18 protein-coding genes and 1 tRNA gene are annotated in these 22,338 nt (G+C 65.6%); 8 read left to right on the top strand and 11 right to left on the bottom strand.

All coding sequences use genetic code 11. The annotated features are described in order from the left end of the window. Positions 1-235 precede the first annotated feature (235 nt). A complete protein-coding gene (locus BRA1253DRAFT_RS17900; protein ID WP_007596571.1) occupies positions 236-1,333 on the top strand; it encodes an LLM class flavin-dependent oxidoreductase in 1,098 nt (365 codons plus the stop codon). 57 nt (positions 1,334-1,390) lie between these two features. Then, on the top strand, positions 1,391-1,960 hold the full coding sequence (locus BRA1253DRAFT_RS17905) for a flavin reductase family protein (RefSeq protein ID WP_007596573.1): 570 nt from the start codon (positions 1,391-1,393) through the stop codon (positions 1,958-1,960). Between the two features lie 211 nt (positions 1,961-2,171). On the opposite strand, the gene BRA1253DRAFT_RS17910 is transcribed toward BRA1253DRAFT_RS17905, so the two are convergent. The 4 genes from BRA1253DRAFT_RS17910 to BRA1253DRAFT_RS17925 form a co-directional block, all read right to left on the bottom strand. Further along, a complete protein-coding gene (locus tag BRA1253DRAFT_RS17910; RefSeq protein WP_007596575.1) occupies positions 2,172-4,037 on the bottom strand; it encodes a sigma-54-dependent Fis family transcriptional regulator in 1,866 nt (621 codons plus the stop codon). Between the two features lie 109 nt (positions 4,038-4,146). Next, positions 4,147-7,452 (bottom strand): carboxyl transferase domain-containing protein, encoded by a 3,306-nt coding sequence (locus BRA1253DRAFT_RS17915; protein ID WP_007596577.1) that lies wholly within the window; start codon positions 7,450-7,452, stop codon positions 4,147-4,149. A gap of 127 nt (positions 7,453-7,579) precedes the next feature. Then, on the bottom strand, positions 7,580-8,263 hold the full coding sequence (locus tag BRA1253DRAFT_RS17920; RefSeq protein ID WP_007596583.1) for an aspartate/glutamate racemase family protein: 684 nt from the start codon (positions 8,261-8,263) through the stop codon (positions 7,580-7,582). Between the two features lie 11 nt (positions 8,264-8,274). Next, positions 8,275-9,957 carry a methyl-accepting chemotaxis protein gene (locus tag BRA1253DRAFT_RS17925; RefSeq protein ID WP_007596584.1) on the bottom strand — a complete coding sequence of 561 codons (1,683 nt, stop codon included), beginning with the start codon at positions 9,955-9,957 and terminating at the stop codon, positions 8,275-8,277. Positions 9,958-10,252: 295 nt separating this feature from the next. On the opposite strand from BRA1253DRAFT_RS17925, the gene BRA1253DRAFT_RS17930 reads away from it, so the two are divergent. Further along, a complete protein-coding gene (locus BRA1253DRAFT_RS17930; RefSeq protein ID WP_007596585.1) occupies positions 10,253-10,753 on the top strand; it encodes a hypothetical protein in 501 nt (166 codons plus the stop codon). Positions 10,754-10,765: 12 nt separating this feature from the next. Next, positions 10,766-11,239, top strand: coding sequence for a hypothetical protein (locus BRA1253DRAFT_RS17935; RefSeq protein ID WP_007596590.1), 474 nt, complete (start codon positions 10,766-10,768; stop codon positions 11,237-11,239). A 62-nt stretch (positions 11,240-11,301) separates the two neighbouring features. On the opposite strand, the gene BRA1253DRAFT_RS17940 is transcribed toward BRA1253DRAFT_RS17935, so the two are convergent. Together BRA1253DRAFT_RS17940 and BRA1253DRAFT_RS17945 are read right to left on the bottom strand one after the other, a co-directional pair. Next, positions 11,302-12,231 (bottom strand): GTP-binding protein, encoded by a 930-nt coding sequence (locus BRA1253DRAFT_RS17940; protein ID WP_007596592.1) that lies wholly within the window; start codon positions 12,229-12,231, stop codon positions 11,302-11,304. A gap of 3 nt (positions 12,232-12,234) precedes the next feature. Next, a complete protein-coding gene (locus BRA1253DRAFT_RS17945) occupies positions 12,235-13,725 on the bottom strand; it encodes an amidohydrolase family protein (protein WP_007596594.1) in 1,491 nt (496 codons plus the stop codon). 1,028 nt (positions 13,726-14,753) lie between these two features. On the opposite strand from BRA1253DRAFT_RS17945, the gene BRA1253DRAFT_RS17955 reads away from it, so the two are divergent. Beyond that, on the top strand, positions 14,754-15,707 hold the full coding sequence (locus BRA1253DRAFT_RS17955; RefSeq protein WP_007596595.1) for an alpha/beta hydrolase: 954 nt from the start codon (positions 14,754-14,756) through the stop codon (positions 15,705-15,707). 96 nt (positions 15,708-15,803) lie between these two features. Here the strand turns inward: BRA1253DRAFT_RS17955 and BRA1253DRAFT_RS17960 are convergent. Beyond that, a tRNA-Glu gene (locus BRA1253DRAFT_RS17960) sits at positions 15,804-15,878 on the bottom strand. A gap of 188 nt (positions 15,879-16,066) precedes the next feature. Beyond that, the gene (locus tag BRA1253DRAFT_RS17965) at positions 16,067-16,411 is read right to left on the bottom strand and encodes a hypothetical protein (protein WP_007596596.1); all 345 of its coding nucleotides are present in this window, start codon (positions 16,409-16,411) and stop codon (positions 16,067-16,069) included. Between BRA1253DRAFT_RS17965 and BRA1253DRAFT_RS17970 the strand changes: the two genes are divergently transcribed. From BRA1253DRAFT_RS17970 to BRA1253DRAFT_RS17980, 3 genes are all read left to right on the top strand, one after another. After that, positions 16,410-17,417: an RluA family pseudouridine synthase gene (locus tag BRA1253DRAFT_RS17970; protein ID WP_007596597.1), complete on the top strand. Its 1,008-nt coding sequence runs from the start codon at positions 16,410-16,412 to the stop codon at positions 17,415-17,417. The two genes, BRA1253DRAFT_RS17965 and BRA1253DRAFT_RS17970, sit on opposite strands and share 2 nt — an antisense overlap. Positions 17,418-17,634: 217 nt before the next feature. After that, positions 17,635-18,534, top strand: a complete 900-nt coding sequence (gene rpoH, locus BRA1253DRAFT_RS17975) for an RNA polymerase sigma factor RpoH (protein ID WP_007596598.1) — start codon at positions 17,635-17,637, stop codon at positions 18,532-18,534. Positions 18,535-18,724: 190 nt separating this feature from the next. Further along, positions 18,725-19,066, top strand: coding sequence for a hypothetical protein (locus tag BRA1253DRAFT_RS17980; RefSeq protein WP_007596600.1), 342 nt, complete (start codon positions 18,725-18,727; stop codon positions 19,064-19,066). A gap of 182 nt (positions 19,067-19,248) precedes the next feature. On the opposite strand, the gene BRA1253DRAFT_RS17985 is transcribed toward BRA1253DRAFT_RS17980, so the two are convergent. From BRA1253DRAFT_RS17985 to BRA1253DRAFT_RS17995, 3 genes are all read right to left on the bottom strand, one after another. Further along, on the bottom strand, positions 19,249-19,875 hold the full coding sequence (locus BRA1253DRAFT_RS17985; protein WP_007596601.1) for an N-acetylmuramoyl-L-alanine amidase: 627 nt from the start codon (positions 19,873-19,875) through the stop codon (positions 19,249-19,251). Positions 19,876-19,909: 34 nt separating this feature from the next. Then, a complete protein-coding gene (locus BRA1253DRAFT_RS17990; RefSeq protein WP_007596603.1) occupies positions 19,910-21,121 on the bottom strand; it encodes a GGDEF domain-containing protein in 1,212 nt (403 codons plus the stop codon). 565 nt (positions 21,122-21,686) lie between these two features. Beyond that, complete coding sequence (locus tag BRA1253DRAFT_RS17995) at positions 21,687-22,298, bottom strand: LysE family translocator (RefSeq protein ID WP_007596605.1); 612 nt, start codon at positions 22,296-22,298, stop codon at positions 21,687-21,689. Positions 22,299-22,338: the final 40 nt, after the last annotated feature.

A 22,338-nucleotide genomic window follows, 5' to 3' on the forward strand; every position in this document is an offset into this window, starting at 1 on the left:
TTCGTATCCTCGTCTCACCGCCGAGACGCCGTCTCGCGACAGTGAGACGAGGCCCCCGTAAATCTGTCCCGGGATATCGGCTATTGCCGCCGCAAACCAGCCTTTTCTCGCAGGTCTGAGGCGCCGTTCGCGCTGGCCCACCACTCGCGAAGAGCTGGCACACCGCTTGCTAAAGCGTTTCCGCTCACATCCGTGAACCGCGCAACAAGACGCGTCAATTGTGGAGAGGAAACCCATGGAGATCGGTTATTTCACGATGCCTTCGCACCCGCCGGAGTGCGGCCTGAAGGAAGGGAACGACTGGGACCTGCAGGTCATGCGCTGGCTCGACGAGCTCGGCTATCAGGAGGCCTGGGTCGGCGAGCACCATACCGCGCCCTGGGAACCCAATCCGACGCCAGACCTTCTGATCGCACAGGCGCTGATGCAGACCAAGAATATTCGCATCGGACCAGGCGGCTTCCTGCTGCCCTATCACCACCCGGCCGAGCTCGCCAACCGCGTCGCCATGCTCGATCACCTCTCCGGGGGGCGACTCAATTTCGGCGTCGCAGCTAGCGGCCTGCCGAGCGACTGGGCGATGTTCAACGTCGACGGCATGAGCGGACAGAACCGCGACATGACCCGCGAGGCGCTGGAGATCATTCTGAAGATGTGGAGCGATCCCGCGCCCTGGACCTACAAGGGCAAGTTCTGGACGGTGACCAAGCCGGACACCATGTTCGACTTCCTCAAGCCGCACATCAAGCCGTTGCAGACACCGCATCCGCCGATCGGCGTCGCCGGGCTCTCGAAGAATTCGGACACGCTGAAGCTCGCCGGCGAGCGCGGCTTCATCCCGATGAGCCTCAACCTGAACCCGGCCTATGTCGGCAGTCATTGGGATTCGGTCGTAGCCGGTGCCGCCAAGACCGGACGCAAGCCGGACCGCGCGGATTGGCGGCTGGTGCGCGAGGTGTTCGTCGCTGATACCGACGAGGAAGCGTGGAGGCTCTCGACCGGCGACATGATGGGCCGGATGATGGGCGAGTACTTCCTGCCGCTGCTCGGGCATTTCGGCTTCAAGGACTATTTGAAGCACGCGCCCGACGTGCCCGATAGCGACGTCACCGTCGAATATTGCGCCAAGCGGAACTGGATCGTCGGCTCGCCCGCGACCGTCGCCGAGAAAATCGAGAAGATCTACGAGGAGGTCGGCGGCTTCGGCGTGCTGCTGGTGTTCGGCTTCGACTACAAGCACAAGGCTGAAGCCTGGCATCACTCGCTGTCGCTGCTGAGGAACGAGGTGATGCCGCGCCTGAAGCATCTCGGCTCCGCGCAGAAGGCGGCTTGACCCGACGCGGGTGCGGCGCGATCGTGCCGCATCCGCATCCATTTCGGAGATTTCCGCGTGAGCGTGGACGCCAGTGCTTTCGACGCCAAGGATTTCAAGCAGGCGATGCGCCAGTGCGCCGGCGCCGTCGCGCTGGTGACGGTCGGCGCCGAGCACGGCAAGCGCACGGGGTTGACTGTGACCTCGGCCTGCTCACTGTCGGACTCGCCGCCATCCCTGATCGTGTGTGTCAACCGCAACGCCAGTGCGCACGCGCGTATCCGCGAGGAAGGCGCGTTCGCGATCAACTTCCTGCACGAGGACCATGCGGCACTGGCGCTGACCTTCAGCGGCCAGAAGGGCGTCAATGGCGACGACCGCTTTGCGTTCGGGGAATGGACGCGCGGGGTGACCGGCGCGCCGGTGCTGACGGATGCGGTCGCCGCGTTCGACTGCGTGCTGGCGCAGGAATTCGAGACCAAGACGCATTCGATCTTCGTCGGCGAGGTGCGCGGCGCATCGCATTCCGACGGCGCGGCGCCGCTCGTGTATCTGCGCAGCAGCTTCCACGCCCCGCGCGAAATCCGCGGCACCGTAACCGTCGGCGACCTCGACTCGCGACATCTGAGCTGGAGCGATTTTTCGTAAGGCAGCGGCGGCGTTGATGGTGCGCTCTTCCCTTCTCCCCTTGCGGGAGAAGGTGGCGCGAAACGCCGGATGAGGGGTATCTCTCCGCGAATCCAGAAGCCAGAGAATCAGGTGCGGAGAGAGACCCCTCACCCGTCTCGCCGCTGTCGCGGCGAGCCACCCTCTCCCGCAGGGGGAGAGGGGAAGAAAGCTCGCCGCATGCAGCTGAGTGCTACTGCGCTGTCTCTATCTTCAACTGCTTGATCTTGCGATAGAGCGTCGCGCGGCTGAGCTTCAGCGCGCGCGCCGCTTCGATCACACGACCACCATGCTCGCGCAACGCCTCCACGATCGTGGCGCGCTCCGCCGCCGCGAGATCCGGCTCCGCCCTTCCACCAAACGGCGGCAAATCGAGGTCGGCATCGGTGATGACACCGTCTTCCGCCGTGCAGCCGGCGAGCCGCAGCACGTGCCGGAGCTGGCGCATGTTGCCGGGATAGGGATAGGCCGAGAGCTGCGCCCAGGCCTCGTCCGAGAGGGAACAGTTCGGCGCTTCCTCGCGCGCAATCTGGCGGATGACGTCGTCGCGGTCGGCGCGCTCGCGCAAGGCCGGCAGCCGCACCTCCATGCCGCGGAGACGAAAATAGAGGTCGGTGCGGAAGGCGCCCTCCTCGGCCATGCGGCCGAGATCGCGATGCGTGGCGCTGATCAGGCGAATGTCGACCGGCACGGGCTTCAGCGCGCCGAGCGGCCAGACTTCGCGGTTCTCCAGCACCCGTAGCAGCCGCGTCTGCAGCGCAATCGGCATGTCGCCGATCTCGTCGAGGAACAGCGTGCCGCCGTCGGCCTGCACGATCAGGCCTTTCGAGCCGTCGCGGCGCGCGCCGGTGAAGGCGCCGGCCTCGTAACCGAACAGCTCGGCATCGATCAGGCTGTCCGGCATCGCAGCGCAGTTCAGCGCGACATAGTTGTGGCGCGCGCGATTGCCGGCCGCGTGGATGGCACGGGCGAACACATCCTTGCCGACGCCGGTCTCGCCATGCAGCAGCACCGGCAGATTGTGATCGCCGATGCGTCTGAGCCGCTTTACACTCTTGATCAGTCCTGGATCGCGGCCAGCGAGGCGCTGCAGCGCATCGAAGGGGTCCACAGGAACGTCACGACGCTGCGTGGACGCCCGTGGCCGCAGCGGCGGCGCGACATGGCCATGCCCCAACGGACTGCCATCGCCCCGGCGCAGCTCGACGAGATCGTCCGCGTCGCGCGCGGCGGGATGGTCGAATTTGACATAGCGCGACAGATCGATGCCGGAGGCGATCAAGCCGTCGGTGAGACCCAGCAGTGCGCGCGCCGAACGGCAGGCGCCGACGATGCGGCGATCGTCGTCATAGGCGAGCAGGCCGCTGCCGCCATCGCCCGGCACGGTCGCGATCCAGGCGTTGCGGAAATGACCGCGGAAGATCGCGCCCTCCATGCGCCGCGTTGCCTCCATCGTCACCGCCAGCGCGAGCTGATGCGCGGTGCGTTCGAGGTCCTCGCGGCAGGAGGTGATGTTCACGGCGCCTGCGAGCCGTCCGGCCTGGTCGAACAGCGGCGTCACGGCGCAGGAAAACATGTGCCACTGCGCGCGAAAGTGCTCGTCGCGATGCACCAGGATCGGCTTTTGCTCGGCAAGCGCGGTGCCGAGCCCATTGGTGCCTTCAAAGGCCTCGGAAAAATTCGAGCCGGTGTAGATCTTCCAGTCCATGAACAGTCTTGCGTCGGCCTCGCCGGGCAGGCGGCTGAACAGCATGGTTGCGTTCACGTCCGCCAGGTTGACGCAATAACCGGCATCGCGGAGTACCCGGGCGAGATCGTCGAGCTCCGGTGTTGCAAGCCGGATCGTCTCTTCCATCGGCTCGGCGACATGCCGGATCTCGGCTTCGGTCAGCGTCTGCGGCGGGCCTTGGCGGGCGGGATCGAGCTTGTGGCTGACCAGGCAGCGCCGCCAGGAATTGGCAATGCGCGAAGAGGCATCGACGTCGGCCAAGCGGTCTGCAACCTGATTGGCGACGGACAAGACACGGGCGACATGGTTCGAGGCCGAAAGGCTGGCCATCGCGGACGTCTCCACCCTGTATTATTGTGCAAAGTCTGGCAGCGCAGGCGGGGATGTCAATCGGGAACCGGGAACGCGGCGAAGCGCAATCATAATTGCTGCACCGCCCTCACCACGTATCGATGCAGGGTCGCTTCTTCGCCGTCCGCGTCGGCGGCTTCGGCACCGACCGCAGGCCTGCCATGATCCACCGCCGCGTCTCGGCGGGATCGATGACGTTGTCGATCTCGAACACGGAGGCGATCGAGACCGCCTTGCCGTTGGCGTAGAGCTCGGCGACCTTGTTGCGATAATAGGTCTCACGCTCGACGGGGTCGGCGATCGCCTCCATTTCCTTGCGGAAGCCGAGGCGGACGTATCCCTCCAGGCCCATGCCACCGAACTCGCCGGTCGGCCAGGCCGCGGTGAAGAACGAGGCGTGGAAGCCGCCGCCGATCATCGACTGCGCCCCGAGCCCATAGCCCTTGCGCAGGACGATGCCGAACAGCGGCACTGTCAGGCTCGCGCCTGTCACGAACATGCGCGAGACGTGGCGCACGATCGCCGTCTTCTCGGCTTCCGGGCCGACCATGAAGCCGGGCGTGTCGCACAGCGAGACGATCGGCAGATCGAAGGCGTCGCAGAGCTGGAGGAAGCGCGCGGCCTTGTCGCCGGCATCGGCGTCGATCGCACCGCCGAGATGGCGCGGATTGTTGGCGATCAGGCCGAACGGCTTCCCCTCGATGCGGATCAACGCGGTGATCATGCCGACGCCGTAGTCGCGGCGCAGCTCCAGCACGCTGTCCTTGTCCGCGACGAGGTCGATCACGCTGCGGATGTCGTAGACGCGCAGGCGGTTCTCGGGGATCGCGCGGCGCAGCAGCCGCTGGTCGGCGGCCTGCCAGTCCGTCACCTCGCCCTGGAAATAGGACAGGTATTTTTGCGCAACGGATGTCGCCTCCTCTTCGTCCTCGACGAGGATGTCGATGACGCCGTTCGGCGACTGGAACGTAACAGGACCGACCTCGGCCGGGTGATAGACGCCGAGCCCGCCGCCCTCGATCATCGCGGGGCCACCCATGCCGATCGAGGCATTTTTGGCGGCGATGATGACATCGCAGCAGCCGAGCATCGCGGCATTGCCGGCGAAGCAATAGCCGGAGACCACGCCGATGACCGGCACAAGACCCGAGAGTCTGGCGAACTGCACGAAGGACGGACCATCGAGCCCGGTCATGCCGAGCCGGTCGGTATCGCCAGGCCGGCCGCCGCCGCCTTCGGCATAGAACACCAGGGGCACGCGCCAGTCTTCCGCGAGCGTCAGCATGCGGTCGATCTTCTTGTGGTTCATGTGGCCCTGCGTGCCCGCGAGCACGGTGTAGTCGTAGGCCACGACGATGCAGCGCCCGCCCTCGGGCCCGAACTTCTCGGCGTTGACGGTCGCGACGCCCATGACGAGGCCGTCGGCCGGCGTGTTCTTGACGAGATCGTCGAGCTTGCGCCGGCGCCGCTGCGCCGCGATCGCAAGGCTGCCATACTCCATGAACGAGCCGTCGTCGACGAGCTGCGCGACATTCTCGCGCGCGGTGCGCTGATTGGTGTTGCGGCGGCGCTCGACCGAAGCAGGGCGATTTTCGTCGAGCGTGTTGGCCTGGCGCGCGATCAGTTCGGCGAGATCGGGACGGATGTGGTCGAGATCGATATCGGTTTCCGTTGCAGACGCATCAGCCGCAACCTCGAGCGGCTGCAGATACATGATCGGCTCGCCATGCATCAACGTGACACCGTCGCCGGCGAGTAGCTTCATGACACGGCCGCCCTGCTCGGCCATGACCAGATGTTCCATTTTCATGGATTCGATCACGGCGAGCTGCTGGCCCGGACGCACGATCTCGCCTTCCTTCACCTGGATGGTGACGATGGTTCCCTGCAAGGGTGCTGCGACCATCACCGTGCCTTCGGGCACGATCTGTGCGGTATGCGCCTCGATGCCGGGACCGCCGCTTCGCTCCGTCGCCGCAAAATAGAGTGGTTTGGCCGCGCCATCGGCGGCTTCGACGAGCTTGCCGATGTTGCGATCGATGAAGTCTGTCGCGATGCGGTTAGCCCTGAAATCGGGATGCGCCAGCACGGCCTGGAGGAAAGCGATGTTGGTGACGACGCCGTCAATTCGAAACTCGCGCAAGGCGCGCGCGGCTTTGGAGACAACGTCGTGCCAGGCTTCACCCGGCGTATGAACGATGACCTTTGCCAGCAGCGAGTCGAAGGCGGCACTGGTCTTGTAGCCGGCGTAACCGAAACTATCGACGCGGACGCCGGGGCCCGACGGCGGCTCGAACACGGCAAGCACGCCGCCGGTCGGGTGCGTCGCCCCCAGCTCGTCCAGCGTCTCCATGTTGACACGCAACTGCATGGCATAGCCGCGCGGTTTCGGGATCGAGCCTTGCGCCAGGCCGAGCGACGCAAGCGAGGCACCGGCGGCGACCGCGAGCTGGGCGCGGACGAGATCGAGGCCGAGCACCTCTTCCGTTACGGTGTGCTCGACCTGGAGCCGCGGGTTGGCCTCGATGAAGGCAAAACTGTCGTCGGCAGTGCCGTCGACCAAGAACTCGAACGTGCCGAGATTGTCGTAAGACGCGGCCACGGCGAGTTGCTTCGCCGCCTCGCTGATACGGCCACGCAAGCCGTCGCTGAGCGACGGGCTCGGCGCCACCTCGATCAGCTTCTGGTGCCGGCGCTGAATGGTGCATTCGCGTTCCCAGAGGTGGGAGATCGCGCCGTGGCGATCGCCGATGATCTGCACCTCGATATGGCGCGCCTGCCGGATCAACCGCTCGGCATAGACGCCGTCGAAGCCGAACGCGGCCTTGGCCTCGGACTGGCAACGCGCATAGGCCTCCGCGAGATCGGCAGCGCGCTCGACCACGCGCATGCCGCGCCCGCCGCCGCCGGCCATCGCCTTGATCACGATCGCCGGCTTGCTGCCGAGCGAGGTGAAGAACGCCGTGATGTCCTCCAGCGAGGAGGGCCCGCTGGTGCCGGCGATGATTGGCACGCCGCAGCGCTTTGCCAGTTGCCGTGCCGCAACCTTGTCGCCGAACAGTTCGAGCGCCGCCGGCTTCGGCCCGACGAAGGCGATGCCTGCATCGACGCAGGCCTTCGCGAACGCAGCGTTCTCGCTGAGGAAGCCGTAGCCGGGGTGCACGGCGTCGCAGCCTGCGCTCCTCGCCGCCTTCACCACGGCCTCAATGTCGAGATAGGCCCGCGCGCCGCGGCCGGGGATTTCGACCGCCTCATCGGCAAGGCGCACATGCAGCGACAGCGCATCGTCCGCGGGATGGATCGCGACCGTCGCGAGGCCGGAATCGGCTGCGGCGCGCGCGATGCGGATGGCGATCTCGCCGCGATTGGCGATCAGGAGCTTCTTGAACGACATGCAGCGTCTCCATGCCCGCGTGCCCAAGCGCGGGTCGGCCGGTCCGATTGTTCTGCTTCGTCACTTTAACCGAGGCCGTCAAGGGCAAGAACGCCGGTCCCGACGACCGTTCCCGCCGGCCGGAATTTCAGTCGGTCGCGCGTGCCGTGATGAGGCGAATAATCCGCGCCACGGCAGACGGGATCGGCGCGATGACCGGCACGGTGAAGATCGGCTGAAGCTCGCGCGCGACTTCGCCCAGCGGCCCGCCGCCGATGATGACCGCCTCCGCGCCATCCTGCGCGATGCAGGCCTCGACCGCGCCCGCGAGCGCTGTTCGCAGCCGCGCCGGATCGCGCATCAGCTCCTGCGGATCGCCCTCCGCGAAGCGGACGCCGGTGTAATACGATCGCAGACCCAGCGCTTCCGGCCGAGCGTCGATCTTCGCTTCCAACAGCGGCGTCGTGGTCGCCACGCCGAAGCGGCGGCCGTTCTCGGCGGCTGCCACCATCGAGGACTCACCGATGCCGACCGCGGGCAGTTTCATCGCGGCCTTGATGCCGGCCAATCCGGGATCGCCGAACGCCGCGACGATGATACCGTCGCATGCATGCCGGTTCGACTGCGATATCTCCAGAACTTCGGCGGAAGCTGCATCCAGCGCATCCGGCGTCACGATCATTTGCGGCGCGCGCGTTGCGGTCGCGCCGTCGATGTCGAAGCCGTCGACGACGGTCGACCTCGCGATGGCGACCATCATCTCAGTGGTCGCCACGGAACTGTTCGGATTGATCAGGAGAATGCGCGCGCGCCGATCAGAACTCTGATTCATCCCCTGCTATACTAGGCCGCCCGCACCCCCGCAACGAAAGCACTGACCTCGTCTTCCAGCGATTGCAGCTTCTGCGACAGCCGGCCACTCGATTGCAGCACGAGGCCGGCGGCCTGGCCGGTCTCCGCCGTCGCGTCGGTCACACCCGAGATGTTCTGCGAAACCTGGTCGGTGCCGGAGGCAGCCTCGCGTACGCTGTGGGCGATCGCCGCGGTCGCGGCGCCCTGCTCCTCGACGGCTGCGGCGATCGACGAGGAAATCTCGTTGACCTCCAAGATGGTCTTGCGGATGCTGTCGATGTTGCCGACGACCTGGTTGGTCTCGGCCTGGATCGCGGTGATCTGCGCGCCGATCTCGTCGGTCGCCTTCGCGGTCTGGCTCGCCAGCGACTTCACTTCGCTTGCCACCACCGCAAACCCCTTGCCGGCCTCGCCGGCGCGCGCTGCCTCGATGGTGGCGTTAAGCGCGAGCAAATTGGTCTGCGAGGCGATCTGGTTGATGAGGTCGATGACCTCACCGATCTTGTGCGCGGCGGCGGCCAGTCCCTGCACGGTGTCGTTGGTGCGCTGGCCGTCGGCGGCGGCCTTGTCGGCCACGCTTGCAGCCTGCGCGACGCGCTGGCTGATCTCGGTGATCGAGGACGACAGCTGCGCAGCGGCGGAGGCCACCGTCTGCACGTTGCTCGAAGCCTGCTGACAGGCGGTGGCGACGAAGCTAGCACGGTCGGTCGCCTTGTCGGCGATCTCGGACATACCCTGCGCGGCCTGCTGCATCGCGCGCGCCTCGTTGAAGACGTCGCGGACGACGGCCTGAACGTTCGCCTCGAACTTACCGGCGAGGTCGGTCATCGTCTTGCGCTTCTCCTCGTCGGCCTTCTGCTTCGTCTCCTGCTGTTCGGCGTGCATCCGGCCGACCGCCGACGCATTGTCCTTGAACACGGCGAGCGCCTTGGCGAGCCCGCCGATCTCGTCGCGACGGTCGGTATGGGGCACGTCGAACGCGCTGTCGCCGGAGGCGAGGCGCTCGGTGAGCGCGGTGATCTTCGCCAGCGGCCGGGTCACGCTGCGGCCGATCACGAAGGAGGCGCCGAGCACGAGCACGAACACGGCCAGGCACACCAGGGCGAAGGTCATCGCATTCTGGCGGAAGACGGCGTCGACGTCGTCGAGATAGATACCGGTGCCGATGATCCAGCCCCAGGGCGCGAAGCCCTTCACATAGGAGATTTTCCCGACCGGCTGGTCGAAGCCGGGCTTCGGCCAGAGGTAGCTGTAGAAGCCCGCGCCCTGCTTTTTGACGACGTCAACGAAGCCGACGAACAGCGCGTTGCCGGATGGATCCTTCATCCCGGAGAGATCCTTGCCGTCGAGCTCGGGCTTGATCGGGTGCATGACCATCTTGGGGGTCATGTCATTGAGCCAGAAATACTCGACCTTGTCGTAGCGCAGGCTCTTGATCTCCGCGATCGCGCCGGCCTGGGCCTGCTCGCGTGGGAGTTTTCCTTCGCTCTCGAGCTTCTGGTAGTGCGCCAGGATGCCGTAGCCGACGTCGACCATGTGCTGCGTCTTGGCCTCACGGTCCGCGATCATCTGCGCGCGCAGGGTCGATAGCGCGATCGGCGCCAGCGCGATCATGCCAAGGAGGCTGATGCCGACAATCAGGACCAGCTTGAAACTGATGCGGGAGAAAAACATCGGAGCTCGCAAGAATTGGAAGGGCTGATATGCCAGTTTATCCCGCGCCCCTTAGCAAAGCTTTAAGCATTCGGGTTCCCCACCACCCGCAAAACTCCGTAGGATCCTACCGGCATGCTGCGGACGGCCTCGCAAGCTCGCGAGGCTGGCTGCATCCGAGATGCGAACTCTTCAAAACTAGAAGACCTCGACATCGCCCCTCCGAGCGTTGACTTGCAGGGGGCTCTGACGGAACGATCGGTGCAGATCATCAGCGCCGGTCGGGGCGTAGGCGCAGCCAGAGGCCAGAGGTTCAATGCATCAATCGACATCGACAGGGTCCCTCGAGCTTCCGGCGCTGAGCGCGGCGGAGCGGCTCTTCATCTGGGGGTTTCGGGCCAAGGCGCGCAGCGGAAGCGCTGTTCCGACCGCGGCCGATATCCACCAAGTCTACGACCACTTTCGCGTGGGCGACGCCGTGCCTTCGCTGGAATGCATCATCGAGATCTTTGCCTGCACGGCGCATACGGCCATCGCGGTGCACTGCCCGACCTGCCCGCGCATGTCCGACAGCGAGCACGGCATGTTGCGGGCGATCGCCGCCGCGCAGAAAGAGCGCGACGATATCGCGCGCGAGCAGTTCGAATGCTGGCTGCCGCCGGTCGGCGCCGATTGGGCTCTCGCGCCGGTGCGGGGGCTTGCAACGATCTTCCGCATGGCGGGTCTCATCCTGCCCGACCGGCACGTTCCGTCTTTCGACCATGACCGGACGATGGCGATGAAGAGCTGGCTGGTCGGAAGCCCCACCTTGCACTGACCGGGATCGCGCATGATGCATGATAGTTGCGGCTTTGTGCCCGTCACGGAAGCCGGCCAGGCGCGGCTCTGTCCGCTCCAGGCCGCGCTTGCGACGCGGCCTAATGTCGAGAGCTACGATGATTTTGGCCGCGTCACGCTTTCGCTGTTGCGGTTCATCGCTGCCGCCTATGCGACCGGCGCGTCCGATTGCTGGGAGGCGGCCTATCGCTTTGCCGACGAGGCGCCTGGCATCGCCGACAGCCCGCTGCTGGTCGCACGCGTTGCCGCGCTGGTCAGAATTCTGCGCAGCGGCCGGCCCTGCCAATTGTGCTTCATGCCGCCGTCGTGCCGGCGCCTGTCGCAGGACGAAACGGAATTGATGCGACTGCTGGCGGTGGCACGAGGCAACCAGCCGGGTGAGCTCGAATCCGCCGTCTGCCAGTTCGTCGGCAACGAGAACGGGATTGCGACGACGAGGGCCGTCAACGCGCTCGCGTTCTGCTGACACCTTAGCGGTCCTGCCAGATCACCGTGCTCGCCTCGCGCAATTCGCTTGAGGTGATAGCTTCACCGATCGGCAACACAGGTCTCCATGATCCCGTCGAGCTCCGCCTTTGAGAGCACGCCGAGCTCGGCGATGAAGACGATCCGCGCACGCGGCGCGCCCGACATCGGCACTTCGCCAGGGGCGAGCGTGGCGCGGCCGGCGGCGAATTGAAACACCATCTGGCGCCCGGGCTGCTCGACGGTCTCGAACAGGCCTTTTGCCCGCGCGAGTTTTGGCGCAAGCCGGCCGATCGCCTGCTGCAGGCGGGGCAGCGAGATCGGGCGGTCCGAGGTCCAGCTCAGGGTTTCGAAGCGTTGCTCTGCGGGACGTTTCGGTCCGGGCTCGCGTAGCGGCGGCGCGCGATCGACAGTTGCGGGAAACAGCAGCGCGGAAGGAATCTCGCCGTGCGGCGCATCGACCACCACGGCAGGAACGCGTTGCGCGCGGATGGCCTCGCGCATGCGGGAGCCCGCGCCCTCGTCGGCCAGATCCAGCTTGCTCAGAGCCACGATATCGGCGACGCGCAATTGCGAACGGTGCAGCGCATCGTCCAGGGCAGCCGGCGGTGTCGCCGCGTCCATCACGCAGAGCACCGTTTCCAGCGGCGCCTCGCGCACGATCACGGGATCCATCAGGTTACGGACGATGTCGGCGGGATCGGCGACGCCGCTGGTCTCGATGACGATGTATTCCGGCTTCGGATCACGCCGCAGCAGCGTCGCGAGCGTGTGCAGCAGGTCGCCTTCGAGCGAGCAGCAGATGCAGCCATTGGCGAGGCTGACCACGCCGTCGCTCGCGCCCGCGATCAGCTCGGCATCGATGTTGATCGCGCCGAAATCGTTGACCACAGCGGCGATTCGCCGCCCCTCCGCATGCGCCAGCAGATGGTTGACGACAGTGGTCTTGCCGGCCCCCAGAAAGCCCGTCACCAGGAGAATGGGAACCGGCATGTCTCAGCCCCCGACGACAGGGCGGCGCACCGGACGGCCGGGCCGCGCCGCCACATCCAGCACACCATCTGTGATCAGTGGTTGGCCGCTGACCACGAGGTGCCGCACGCCTTCGGACGGGCGGTTCATCGCCGTGAAGGTCGCGCGGTCCGAGAGCTTCTCGTAGTCGAACACGACGATGTCGGCATCGGCGTCCTTCGCGAGCCTTCCCTTGGCGCGCATCGCGGGCGTGCTCTGCGACAGGATTTCCGCCGGGATCAGCGCGCATTTGCGCACGCCTTCGAGCAACGACACGGTCTTGCGCTCGCGTACCCATTCGCGGATGAATTTCGTGAAGCAGCCGGCCGAGCGCGGATGCGAGGTGGCGTCATCCGGCAGCGGCCAGGCATCGCCGGTGTATGTCTTGCCGTCCGACGTCGTCCACGGCATCGCGTCGGAGGCGATCGCGCCGCCGGGATAGAGCACCGACATGTCGAGCAGGTCGCGGTGATGCGCATTGTTCTCGGTGTCGAGGATGTGCCACAGCACCAGCGACGATGGCTCTTCGGCCTGCGCCTTCAAGAGCTCCTCGCGATCGCTGAAGCGATGGCCGTCGGTGACCCGCTGCACGGAATCGTAGCCGGTGCCGTTGCGCTCGACGAATTCGGGGTCGCTGAAGAAGGCAGCGGCCAGCACGGTCGAGCCGGTGCCGTAGGGATAGGCCTCGACGGTGATGGGCAGGCCCTGCGCCTGCGCTTTCGCGATCAGCACGCGGCAGCGCTCGACGTCGGTCTTGCTCGACGAGTTGAAATGGCAGATGTGCATGTGCGCACCGGTGGCGCCGGCATAACCGATCAGGCGGATATAGGCTTCCGCCGCGCTCTCGGGATCAACGCGCGACATGTAGGCGACATGGGTGAAGGTCGGCACGTCCTGCGCGGCCGCGAGCTGGCAGACCGCGGTCAGCTCCTGCACGCCGGCGCCCGGCGCATACGCGTTCAAGATGCCGATGCCGATGCCGCCCTCGTTCAGACCGCGCGAAAGGCGCTCCAGAATGCCCGATACCTCCGCATCGCTCGCGACGTTGTCCATCCAGCGGCGATCGCGCATGGCGTTGCCGAACGCCTCCAGCGAGCTCTCCGCATTGGAGCCCGTCATTGCACCGATGCGCGCAAAAGCCCAGTTGGTGGCGGCGCCGTAGTTCAGCACGCGCCCCTTCCGCGCCTGGCGCTCATACCAGGAGCCGACCGGCAGCACACCCGCTTCGAGATCGAGCGTCGTCGTGACGCCGTCGAATGCCTGCATGCGATCGGCGGGGAGCGACTGGCCATGCGCATGAAGGTCGATGAAGCCGGGCGCGACCACGAGGCCGGTCGCGTCGATCACCCGCTCCGCGCTGCCGAGCGAGGCGCCGACCGCGGCGATCCTGCCGTCCACCACCGCCACATCGCCAACCGCGTCCATTCCGCTGGCGGGATCCACCACCCGACCGCCAGAGATCACCAAGCCGCTCATATTGTCGCTCCCTCACGCTGATTTCGCATCAAGGCAGATTCCGGGAGGGACGACCACCTCCACCGATGCCGACGCATCATGCTCGCAAGGAAGGCTCGAAAGGGGGGGGTGCAATTTGCATGCGGGGCGCGGACACGCGCTCGCAGTCTCGCGGCAGGTTTGCCCGAGCTATGCTTCTCGCTTCACGCCCTCCAAGAAAGGGCGCAGGGAAGACCGGGCGCCGGCTGGCACCCATAAAAACCCCCATGCGAACTGATTGCACACGCAATGCACAGGGGAGACACAGGGCAGCCGAGACCAGGCCTTCCCTGCGCGATGGTTTGACGGCCTATGCCGCGCTCTCCCCGGAGACGAGTTCCTTCTTGCCTCCGTCACCTCCGCGAAATGCACGGCACCGCGCCGGTTGACGCGCTGACGCCTTCGCAAAGGCTTGACCGTAGCAACGACGGCCAGGACCACACGGTTTCGCCGTACGCGAGCTGACCCTGCTTCGCCAAGAGGCTTCGCAGGGCTTCGGCGCCGTCCGTCGATGCGGTTCGTGACATGCTCACGAGGTTCATCTCGCCCTGCACGCCACTCACCCGCCTTTAACGCCGCCCGCGTCCACCGCAACTCCCAACCCGCGTTCGTGACGACGTACGACCGCCCCTTTTGTGGGCTGGGATGGCCGACACATACGATATTTCCGAATTTCGGTAAAGTGGAATATTTTTGTGAGGAGGGGTTGACGGACTTCGGCTGTGTTGCCCGACAGGCAGCACAGATCAAGAAGATCGCGGCTTACAAGGCGGCACGAGTTCTGTGCACCGTCACCTTAACTCTAGCCCGCCCCGCGGAGGTGATTGACCCAAGACCAAGCAATGGACCGCGAAGCAGCTCCGCCGTCTTCTCGCCCCCATTGTCATTCAGGGATGTAGCGGGGCGCTACGGTGGACAAAAGTTCCCAAAGGTTTCGTGTGATCGCTCGGCCTCTTCTGCAACGCGACCCCTGTCATTCTATTTCGCGCCGCGCTCTCCTCGGCGGATTTATGTCGGCAGGGACCGCCCTCGCGCTCGGCGGATGCGCCGGCTTGGGTGCGACCGGCGCGCGTTTCGACGCGTCATCGCTATCCCTTGACCCCACATTGCTCGTCACCACCACGCGCAAGCCGGTGAACGGCGGTCGCACGAAGCCCTGGTTCGGCCCGGAGCGCGCGACGACCATGACAGTCGCGCGGGCGAAGCTGGGGGCGCCGGATGAGAGCCGTCTTTCTCTCGCCTCGGTTGGAATTGGCGATTGGCGCCTTGACCGGGTCGAACCGGTGTCGGCCGACGCCGGCGATCTCGTCGCGCAGGCCGGCGGAGGAGACGTGCTGATCTATGTGCACGGCTTCAAGCAGACGTTCGAGACGGCGGTGCTCGATGGCGCCCATCTCTCCGACGGGATCAAGTTCCGCGGCCGGACCATGGTGTTCTCCTGGCCTTCCAAGGCAGGACTGTTCGACTATGCCTATGACCGCGACAGTGCGATGTGGTCCCGCGACGAGTTTGAGCGCGTGCTCTCCGCACTCGTGTCGGCGCCAGGCACCGGCCGCGTGAACATCGTTGCGCACAGCATGGGAACCATGCTGTCGCTCGAAAGCCTGCGTCAGCTCTATGCGCGATACGGCGACACAGTGACGAGCAAGATCGGCGCGGTGGTGTTTGCCGCGCCCGATATCGACATGGACGTGTTCTCGTCTGCGATCCACCGCATCGGTCCGCTTGCCGGCAAGATCACCGTGATCGCCTCCACGAACGATCGCGCCCTGGCGCTGTCGGGACAGATTGCAGGTGGAATGACCAGGGTCGGCGCCGCCGAGAAAGCCGTCATCGCGCAGCTCGGTGTGCGCGTGGTCGATGCTTCGCAGGAGGGCTGGGGCATCATCAACCACGATCTGTTTCTGTCGAATGCAGAAGTACAGCGGGTGATCCGCCGCTCGATCGACGGCACGATCGCTTAGGAGAGCGCCCGCGCCGAGCCGTGCGAACTGCGCACGCCGGTGGGGGCTACAAGCGGAAATGGCCGGTTTTCGAAGTGCCCGGTCTGGCAGGAGAAATGGCGCTCCCTAGGGGAATCGAACCCCTGTTTCAGCCTTGAGAGGGCCGCGTCCTAACCGCTAGACGAAGGGAGCGTGAGGGAGAGGACATAGCCTCGAATTTTGCCGGCGGCAAGCGGGGATCGAGGGGTTTTGGACGTCTGCTTGGCGTCGTCCCGACGAAAGCCGAACCGCATCAGCCCGGATGCGGATGGTTAAGGCAAAGCGGAACGACGTTCTCGTTCACGCAAGCGCGACGATGGCGGCGAGTTCCGGGGCCAGACTCACGGCTCGTTCGCGAATTTCAGCTTTCCGGCCGGCCTCAAGGTATGGGCGTCGAAGGTGCGGATTTCGGTGACGCCGCCGACATCAAGCGTGATCACGAGCCGGTCGCCGGCCACACCGGTCGAGACGATTCTGGCGCCCTTGGGCAGGGTGGCGGTCACGTCGCCTGCTGGCTCGGGCGCCCTTCCCTCGGACTTGAAAAGGCGGTAGCCCACCGCGATCAGCACGGCGCAGATTGCCAGCGCCGTGGTCAACCCCGCGATCAGCATCATCCGCCGCACCCGGGCGAACAGCGCGGCCTGCTCGGGGCTCGGTTCGGGAACAACGGTATCAGACGTCGTCATGGAAAATTCTGGCTCTGCGCAAAGGTTGGAGATTGTCGTCGAGGGCTCCGAGGGCTCGACCCGGCTCGACCGCGTGCTGGCTGTGCACCTTGCCGAACTGTCGCGATCGAGGCTGAAAGCCCTGATTCTGGCGGGCGCGGTGAGCCTCAGGGACGCCGCGATCCGGGACCCCGCTTATCACGTCGCCTCCGGCGATACGATCACAATCGACGTGCCGGAAGCGGCCGCGCCGGAGCCGAAAGGCGAGGATATCGCCCTCGATATCGTGTTCGAGGACGACGACATCGTCGTCCTCAACAAGCCGAAAGGGCTGGTGGTGCATCCCGCGGCCGGCCACGAGACCGGCACGCTGGTCAATGCGCTGATCGCCCATTGCGGCTCATCGCTGTCGGGCATCGGCGGGGTGCGCCGGCCCGGCATCGTGCACCGGCTGGACAAGGACACCACCGGGCTGATGGTGGTCGCCAAGAACGACCTCGCGCATGCCTCGCTCACCGCGCAGTTCGCCGACCACGGCCGCACCGGGCCGATGCGGCGCGGCTACATGGCCTTCGCCTGGGGGCTGCCGGGCCGCCATCGCGGCACCGTGGACGCGCCGATCGACCGCCACCCGCATGCGCGCGAGAAGATGGCGGTGCGCCAGGGCGGCCGCGAGGCTGTGACGCATTGGGAGCTTCTGGAGAGTTTTAACGGGCGCGACGGCAAGCCGATCGCGGCGCTGCTTGCCTGCGAGCTCGAGACCGGGCGCACCCACCAGATCCGCGTCCACCTCGCCCATATCGGCCACCCCCTGATGGGGGATGCCGTCTACGGCCCGCATTTCAAGACCAAGGCAAACCAGCTGGGCCCGGAGTCGCAGGCCGTCCTGGCCGCGTTGGGGCGGCAGGCCCTGCACGCTTACCTGCTGGTATTGGAGCACCCGAGGACTGGAGAATTACTCCACTGGGAAGCGCCTCTGCCGGAGGATTTGCTTCTCCTCCAGGGGGCCCTGAAAGCGGCGCTATGACGCAGGCCGCTTCAGAAATGCTTTACATTACAAAAAGTTATAGCTGCCACACGGGGACGTGACGTCAGCAATCCTTCCCTTTTTGCCTCGCGATGGAGTATATTGCGCTTGCGTTGAAGACCAACGCGGAACATCGCAGCACCGATCGGCTTTAACCAAGCGGTCGTCTGCCTGGCCCGCCGCTATCGGGGGCCTGAACCTGTTTGGAGGGCGCACTATGGCCCGTACAGCTACCTTGCCGGTCCTTAATGGCGAATCCGGCCTTTCCCGTTACCTCGGCGAAATCCGCAAGTTTCCGATGCTGGAACCCCAGCAGGAATACATGCTCGCCAAGCGTTGGCGCGAGCACGATGATCGTGACGCCGCGCACCAACTCGTCACCAGCCATCTCCGTCTCGTGGCCAAGATCGCCATGGGCTATCGCGGCTACGGCCTGCCGATCTCCGAGGTCGTCTCGGAAGGCAATGTCGGCCTGATGCAGGCGGTGAAGCGGTTCGAGCCCGAGAAGGGCTTCCGTCTCGCTACCTACGCGATGTGGTGGATCAAGGCGTCGATTCAAGAGTACATCCTGCGTTCGTGGTCGCTCGTGAAGATGGGCACCACCGCGAACCAGAAGAAGCTGTTCTTCAACCTGCGCAAGGCGAAGAGCAAGATTTCCGCGCTGGACGAAGGCGATCTCCGCCCCGACCAGGTGGCCATCATTGCCAAGCGTCTCGGCGTCACGGCCCAGGACGTGGTCGACATGAACCGCCGCCTCGGTGGCGACGCGTCGCTCAACGCTCCGATCCGCGACGACGGCGAAGCCGGCGAATGGCAGGACTGGCTGGTCGACAATTCGCCCAACCAGGAAGCCATGCTGGCCGAGCACGAAGAGTATGATCACCGCCGCGACGCCTTGAACGGCGCCATGGGTGTGCTCAACCCGCGCGAACGCCGCATCTTCGAGGCCCGTCGCCTCGCCGATGAGCCGATGACGCTGGAAGACCTTGCCGCCGAGTTCGGTGTGTCGCGCGAGCGCGTCCGCCAGATCGAGGTCCGCGCCTTCGAGAAGGTGCAGTCCGCGGTCAAGGGCACGATTGCAAAGGCCGAACAGGCCGCGCTGGAAGCCGCGCTCTAAGCGCGAGTTTCTAGCGCCAGAGATTGGCGGATCGACAAGAGACAGAAAGCCGGCGGCAACGCCGGCTTTTTTGTTTGCGTGTGAGGCGCGGCATGTTCGCGAGGACGCGGACCAGGCATCTTGAACCCGCGCTGCCGGTCGACCGACCAAAAGCATCGGGCCGACAGCATCAAGAGAACGGACACGCACCGTGTCGATCATCCTGCAATCCACCGTCGGCGGCTTCTCCGCCCAGTTCATGCGCAAGCTGCCGCTGGTCGAGCAGGCGATGCGCGAGCACGGGCTCGAGCCCTCGGAGTTCGTGATCTCGAAGGACTATGCCTCGACCGCGACGATCCCGCTGATGGGTCCGTTCTTCTTCAATTACAGCGTCTATTTCGGCGACGAGACATTCACCGTCACCGAGCCGAACGACATGGTGTTCCTGGACTACTTCTTCAAACGCGTGCTGGCAGCGGACGGCCCGCCGGAAGTGCCGCGGCGGCCGGGATTGATCCGGCGGTTGTTCGGCTGGATGTCGGAGCCGGTGTAGCTGCTTTTCCCCTCTCCCCTTGCGGGAGAGGGTGGCTCGCGGAGCGAGACGGGTGAGGGGTTGCCTCCGCGAGCACGCCTCTCACATGGTCATTCGCGGAGAGATACCCCTCATCCGGCGCTTTGCGCCACGTTCTCCGGCAAGGGGAGAAGGGAAGAGCGCACCACCAGCGCCTCCCTAACCTACTCCCCCCAAACCCGCGCCAGCGTCGCGAGCCAGCAGCCTTCGCAATAGCGGGCGTCCTTGTAGTCGATCCAGTTGTGCGCATAGACGTGGTCGAGCGGGATGCCGTAGCGCGCGCGCAGGATTTGGACGAGGATCTTCCACGCCGCGACCTGCGCCGCGGTCGGGCCCGTGGTGACGTCGGGATAATTGCCGGCGAACTCGACGCCGATCGAATTGTCGCGCACCACCTGGCGATAGGTCGGCTTGTTGTCGATGTACTTATTGTCGTTGCGGTTGGCACCGTCGCCGTGGGTCGGCACCAGGTTTTCCGCGACCGCCCAATAGACGGTGCCGTCGGTCTCGACCCACAATGTGACGCCGCGACGCGTGGGATTCTTAGCCTGCACCTGCGCGCCGCCGCGCGCCGAGCCTGCCGGTCCCTCGGTCTGGTGCACGATGATGTTGCGCCAGGGTTTTGCGTTGCCGACATCGCCCCATGGCGCCAGCCACACCATCTTCAGGCCGGGAATGTCGGGCGTGCCGGAGGCGCGCGCGAGCTTTGCGAGCTCGGCGTCGGTCGCGGCGGCGGGTGTGATCAGAATGAGAGCGGCGAGAACGGCCGCGAGCAGGCGAGAGATCATCATGCGGGTCCAATGCGGACCAGAGATTAGCACGCCCTTACGCGAATTTGCGCAAGGCCTCGCCTGGACCGATCGGGTCAGGCATGAGCGGCGGCGCCGGATCGTGGACCGCAAAGTCGTTCTTGCCGTTCTTCTTGGCGGCATAGAGGGCGTGGTCGGCATGCGCGATCAGGCGGTCCGGAAACTGGCCGACGCCGCGGTCCCACTGCGCCACCCCGATCGAGATCGCGATCGGGATGTCGATGCCGGTGCAGTTGACGGCATCCTGGCGGCAGACCTCGAGCACGCGGCGGGCGATCACAGCCGCCTCGCGCAAGGTCGACGACGGCAGCACGACGCAGAATTCGTCGCCGCCGGTGCGGGCAAGCATGTCGCCGGGCCTCAAGCGCGTCTGCGCCATCAGGGTGAAGTGCTGCAGGCAGGCATCGCCCGCGGCATGGCCATGGGTGTCGTTGACGGCCTTGAAGCCGTCGAGATCGATCACCAGCAGCGAGAACGGCTCGCTGCTGCGCTCCGAGCGGGCGCATTCTTCACCCAGCCGCTGCAACAGGTGCCGCCGGTTGGCGACACCGGTGAGATCGTCGAGCAGCGCGAGGTCGGCAACTTCGTTGCGCAGGCGGTCCATCGCCATCAGCAGGAAGCCGAAATTGAGCGTCATCGACAGGAACAGGAGGCCCAGCACCATCACGGCATGAGACTGCCCCCCGGAGACCGACGAGAAATCGCCGCCGAGCAGATTGCCGATCGCACGAGCCGCGAAGATCGCGATGATGGTGATGATCACGATGCCGGAGAGCCGGGCTCCCGGGCTGGCACGGCCTTCCGACGGCGAAAGCAGCAAACGCAGCGACAGCGCCAGCGGCAGCGCCTGGCCGAGCGAGTAGCTGAGCATACGCAGCTGCATGTGATCGTATGCGACCATGAAGAACACGACGCCGCCGAGGCTGAGAATTCCCGTCGCGGTCATGAGGCGCCAGGACACCGGCCGACCGTAGAAGCGCTGAATGCCCATGGCGGCAAGGCAGCTCGCCGCGATGACACCGGCGGCTCCGAGCAGAAGCGGGACAGGCGAAACGACGAAAAGGCGGATCAGGGCCGCCATCGTGCCGGTCGCGCCGACGAAGCACGATGCCATCCAGAACCGCGCGGCCGCGAATTTCGGATAGGAGCGCGTCACGTAGGCCCAGATCAGGCCGAGCGCCAGGAAGTTGACGACGAACACGGTCCAGAGCGTCGGCACGTTCAGCATGGCGCGCGCCACACGCGCAGCGTCGCGCCCTCTGTCCCTGCCAGCTGTCCGTTCATGACCCGTCCCCGTTTTCTTGCGGAGGACAATGCGGCCGTCGCGCTTAACGGAGTCTCACTGCGATCCGCGAAAACGTGCCTTTGGTTTTGGATTCATGAACGGCTGGCGCATTGTCGGATCGTTAGGCATGGCCGGCGATGCGGATTCGCGGGCCAAAATCGCCAGAAAACGCATCTGAGCTGTGGATAACGCGATGACACGGATGTGACAGCGCGGGGCAGAAGCGCGCGAATCTGCTGAGCTTGTCATCGAGGATGTTGCGAGGCTGGCCCTCCGCCGAGCATCCCTCGTGTCGCGTTTCACCATTAACCCTTAAGAGGATCCTATGGCTAAGAAAGCGAAGAAGGCGAAGAAGGCGACGAAGAAGAAGGCCAAGAAGGCAGCGAAGAAGAAGTAACGAGGCTTCTTATTCTTTTGCCCGGGTGGAGTTCGCTCCGCCCGGGCTTCGGGTAGGTCGAGAGATCGAAGGTGGCGGGCGCAAGGCCCGCTTTTTTATTGGCTGGAGAAACTACCGCTCCGCGAACGCCAGCTTGGCGCCGAGCGCGGCGAAGCCGGCAGCAAAACTCCGGCGCAGCCAGGCCATGACGCGCGGGCGGGAGATGACGCGCTCGCGCACCGAGGCCGCACAGAGGCCGTAGACCACGAACACCGCAAATGTCATCGCCATGAAGGCGCCGCTCAATTCCAGCATCCGCGCCAACACATGGGCTTCGTCCGCGGCGATGAACTGCGGCAGGAAGGCCAAAAAGAAGATCGACAGCTTTGGATTGAGGATGTTGATCAGGAAGCCAGTCACGATCACCCGGCCGACCGAACGCTCGCGGATCTCGCCGTCGACTGCCAGCGCCCCGGTCTCGCGCAGCGCCTGCCAGGACATGTAGAGCAGATAGGCGACGCCGCACCACTTCAGTGCGGCGAAGGCGAGCGCGCTGGTGTGGAGCACGGCGGCGAGCCCCAGCATCGCGGCCGTCATGTGCGGCACGATTCCAAGGGTGCAGCCAAAGGCGGCCGCGATGCTCGCGCGCGAGCCGCGGGTCAGCGCGGCGGCCAGCGTGTAGAGCACGCCGGTGCCGGGCGAGGCGACGACGATCAGCGAAGTGAGCAGGAAGGACAAGGTCATGGACCGACCTTATCACCGCGCCCGGGACCACGAAAGCCGG

The organism is Bradyrhizobium sp. WSM1253 (genome assembly GCF_000244935.1).
Taxonomy (GTDB): domain Bacteria; phylum Pseudomonadota; class Alphaproteobacteria; order Rhizobiales; family Xanthobacteraceae; genus Bradyrhizobium; species Bradyrhizobium canariense.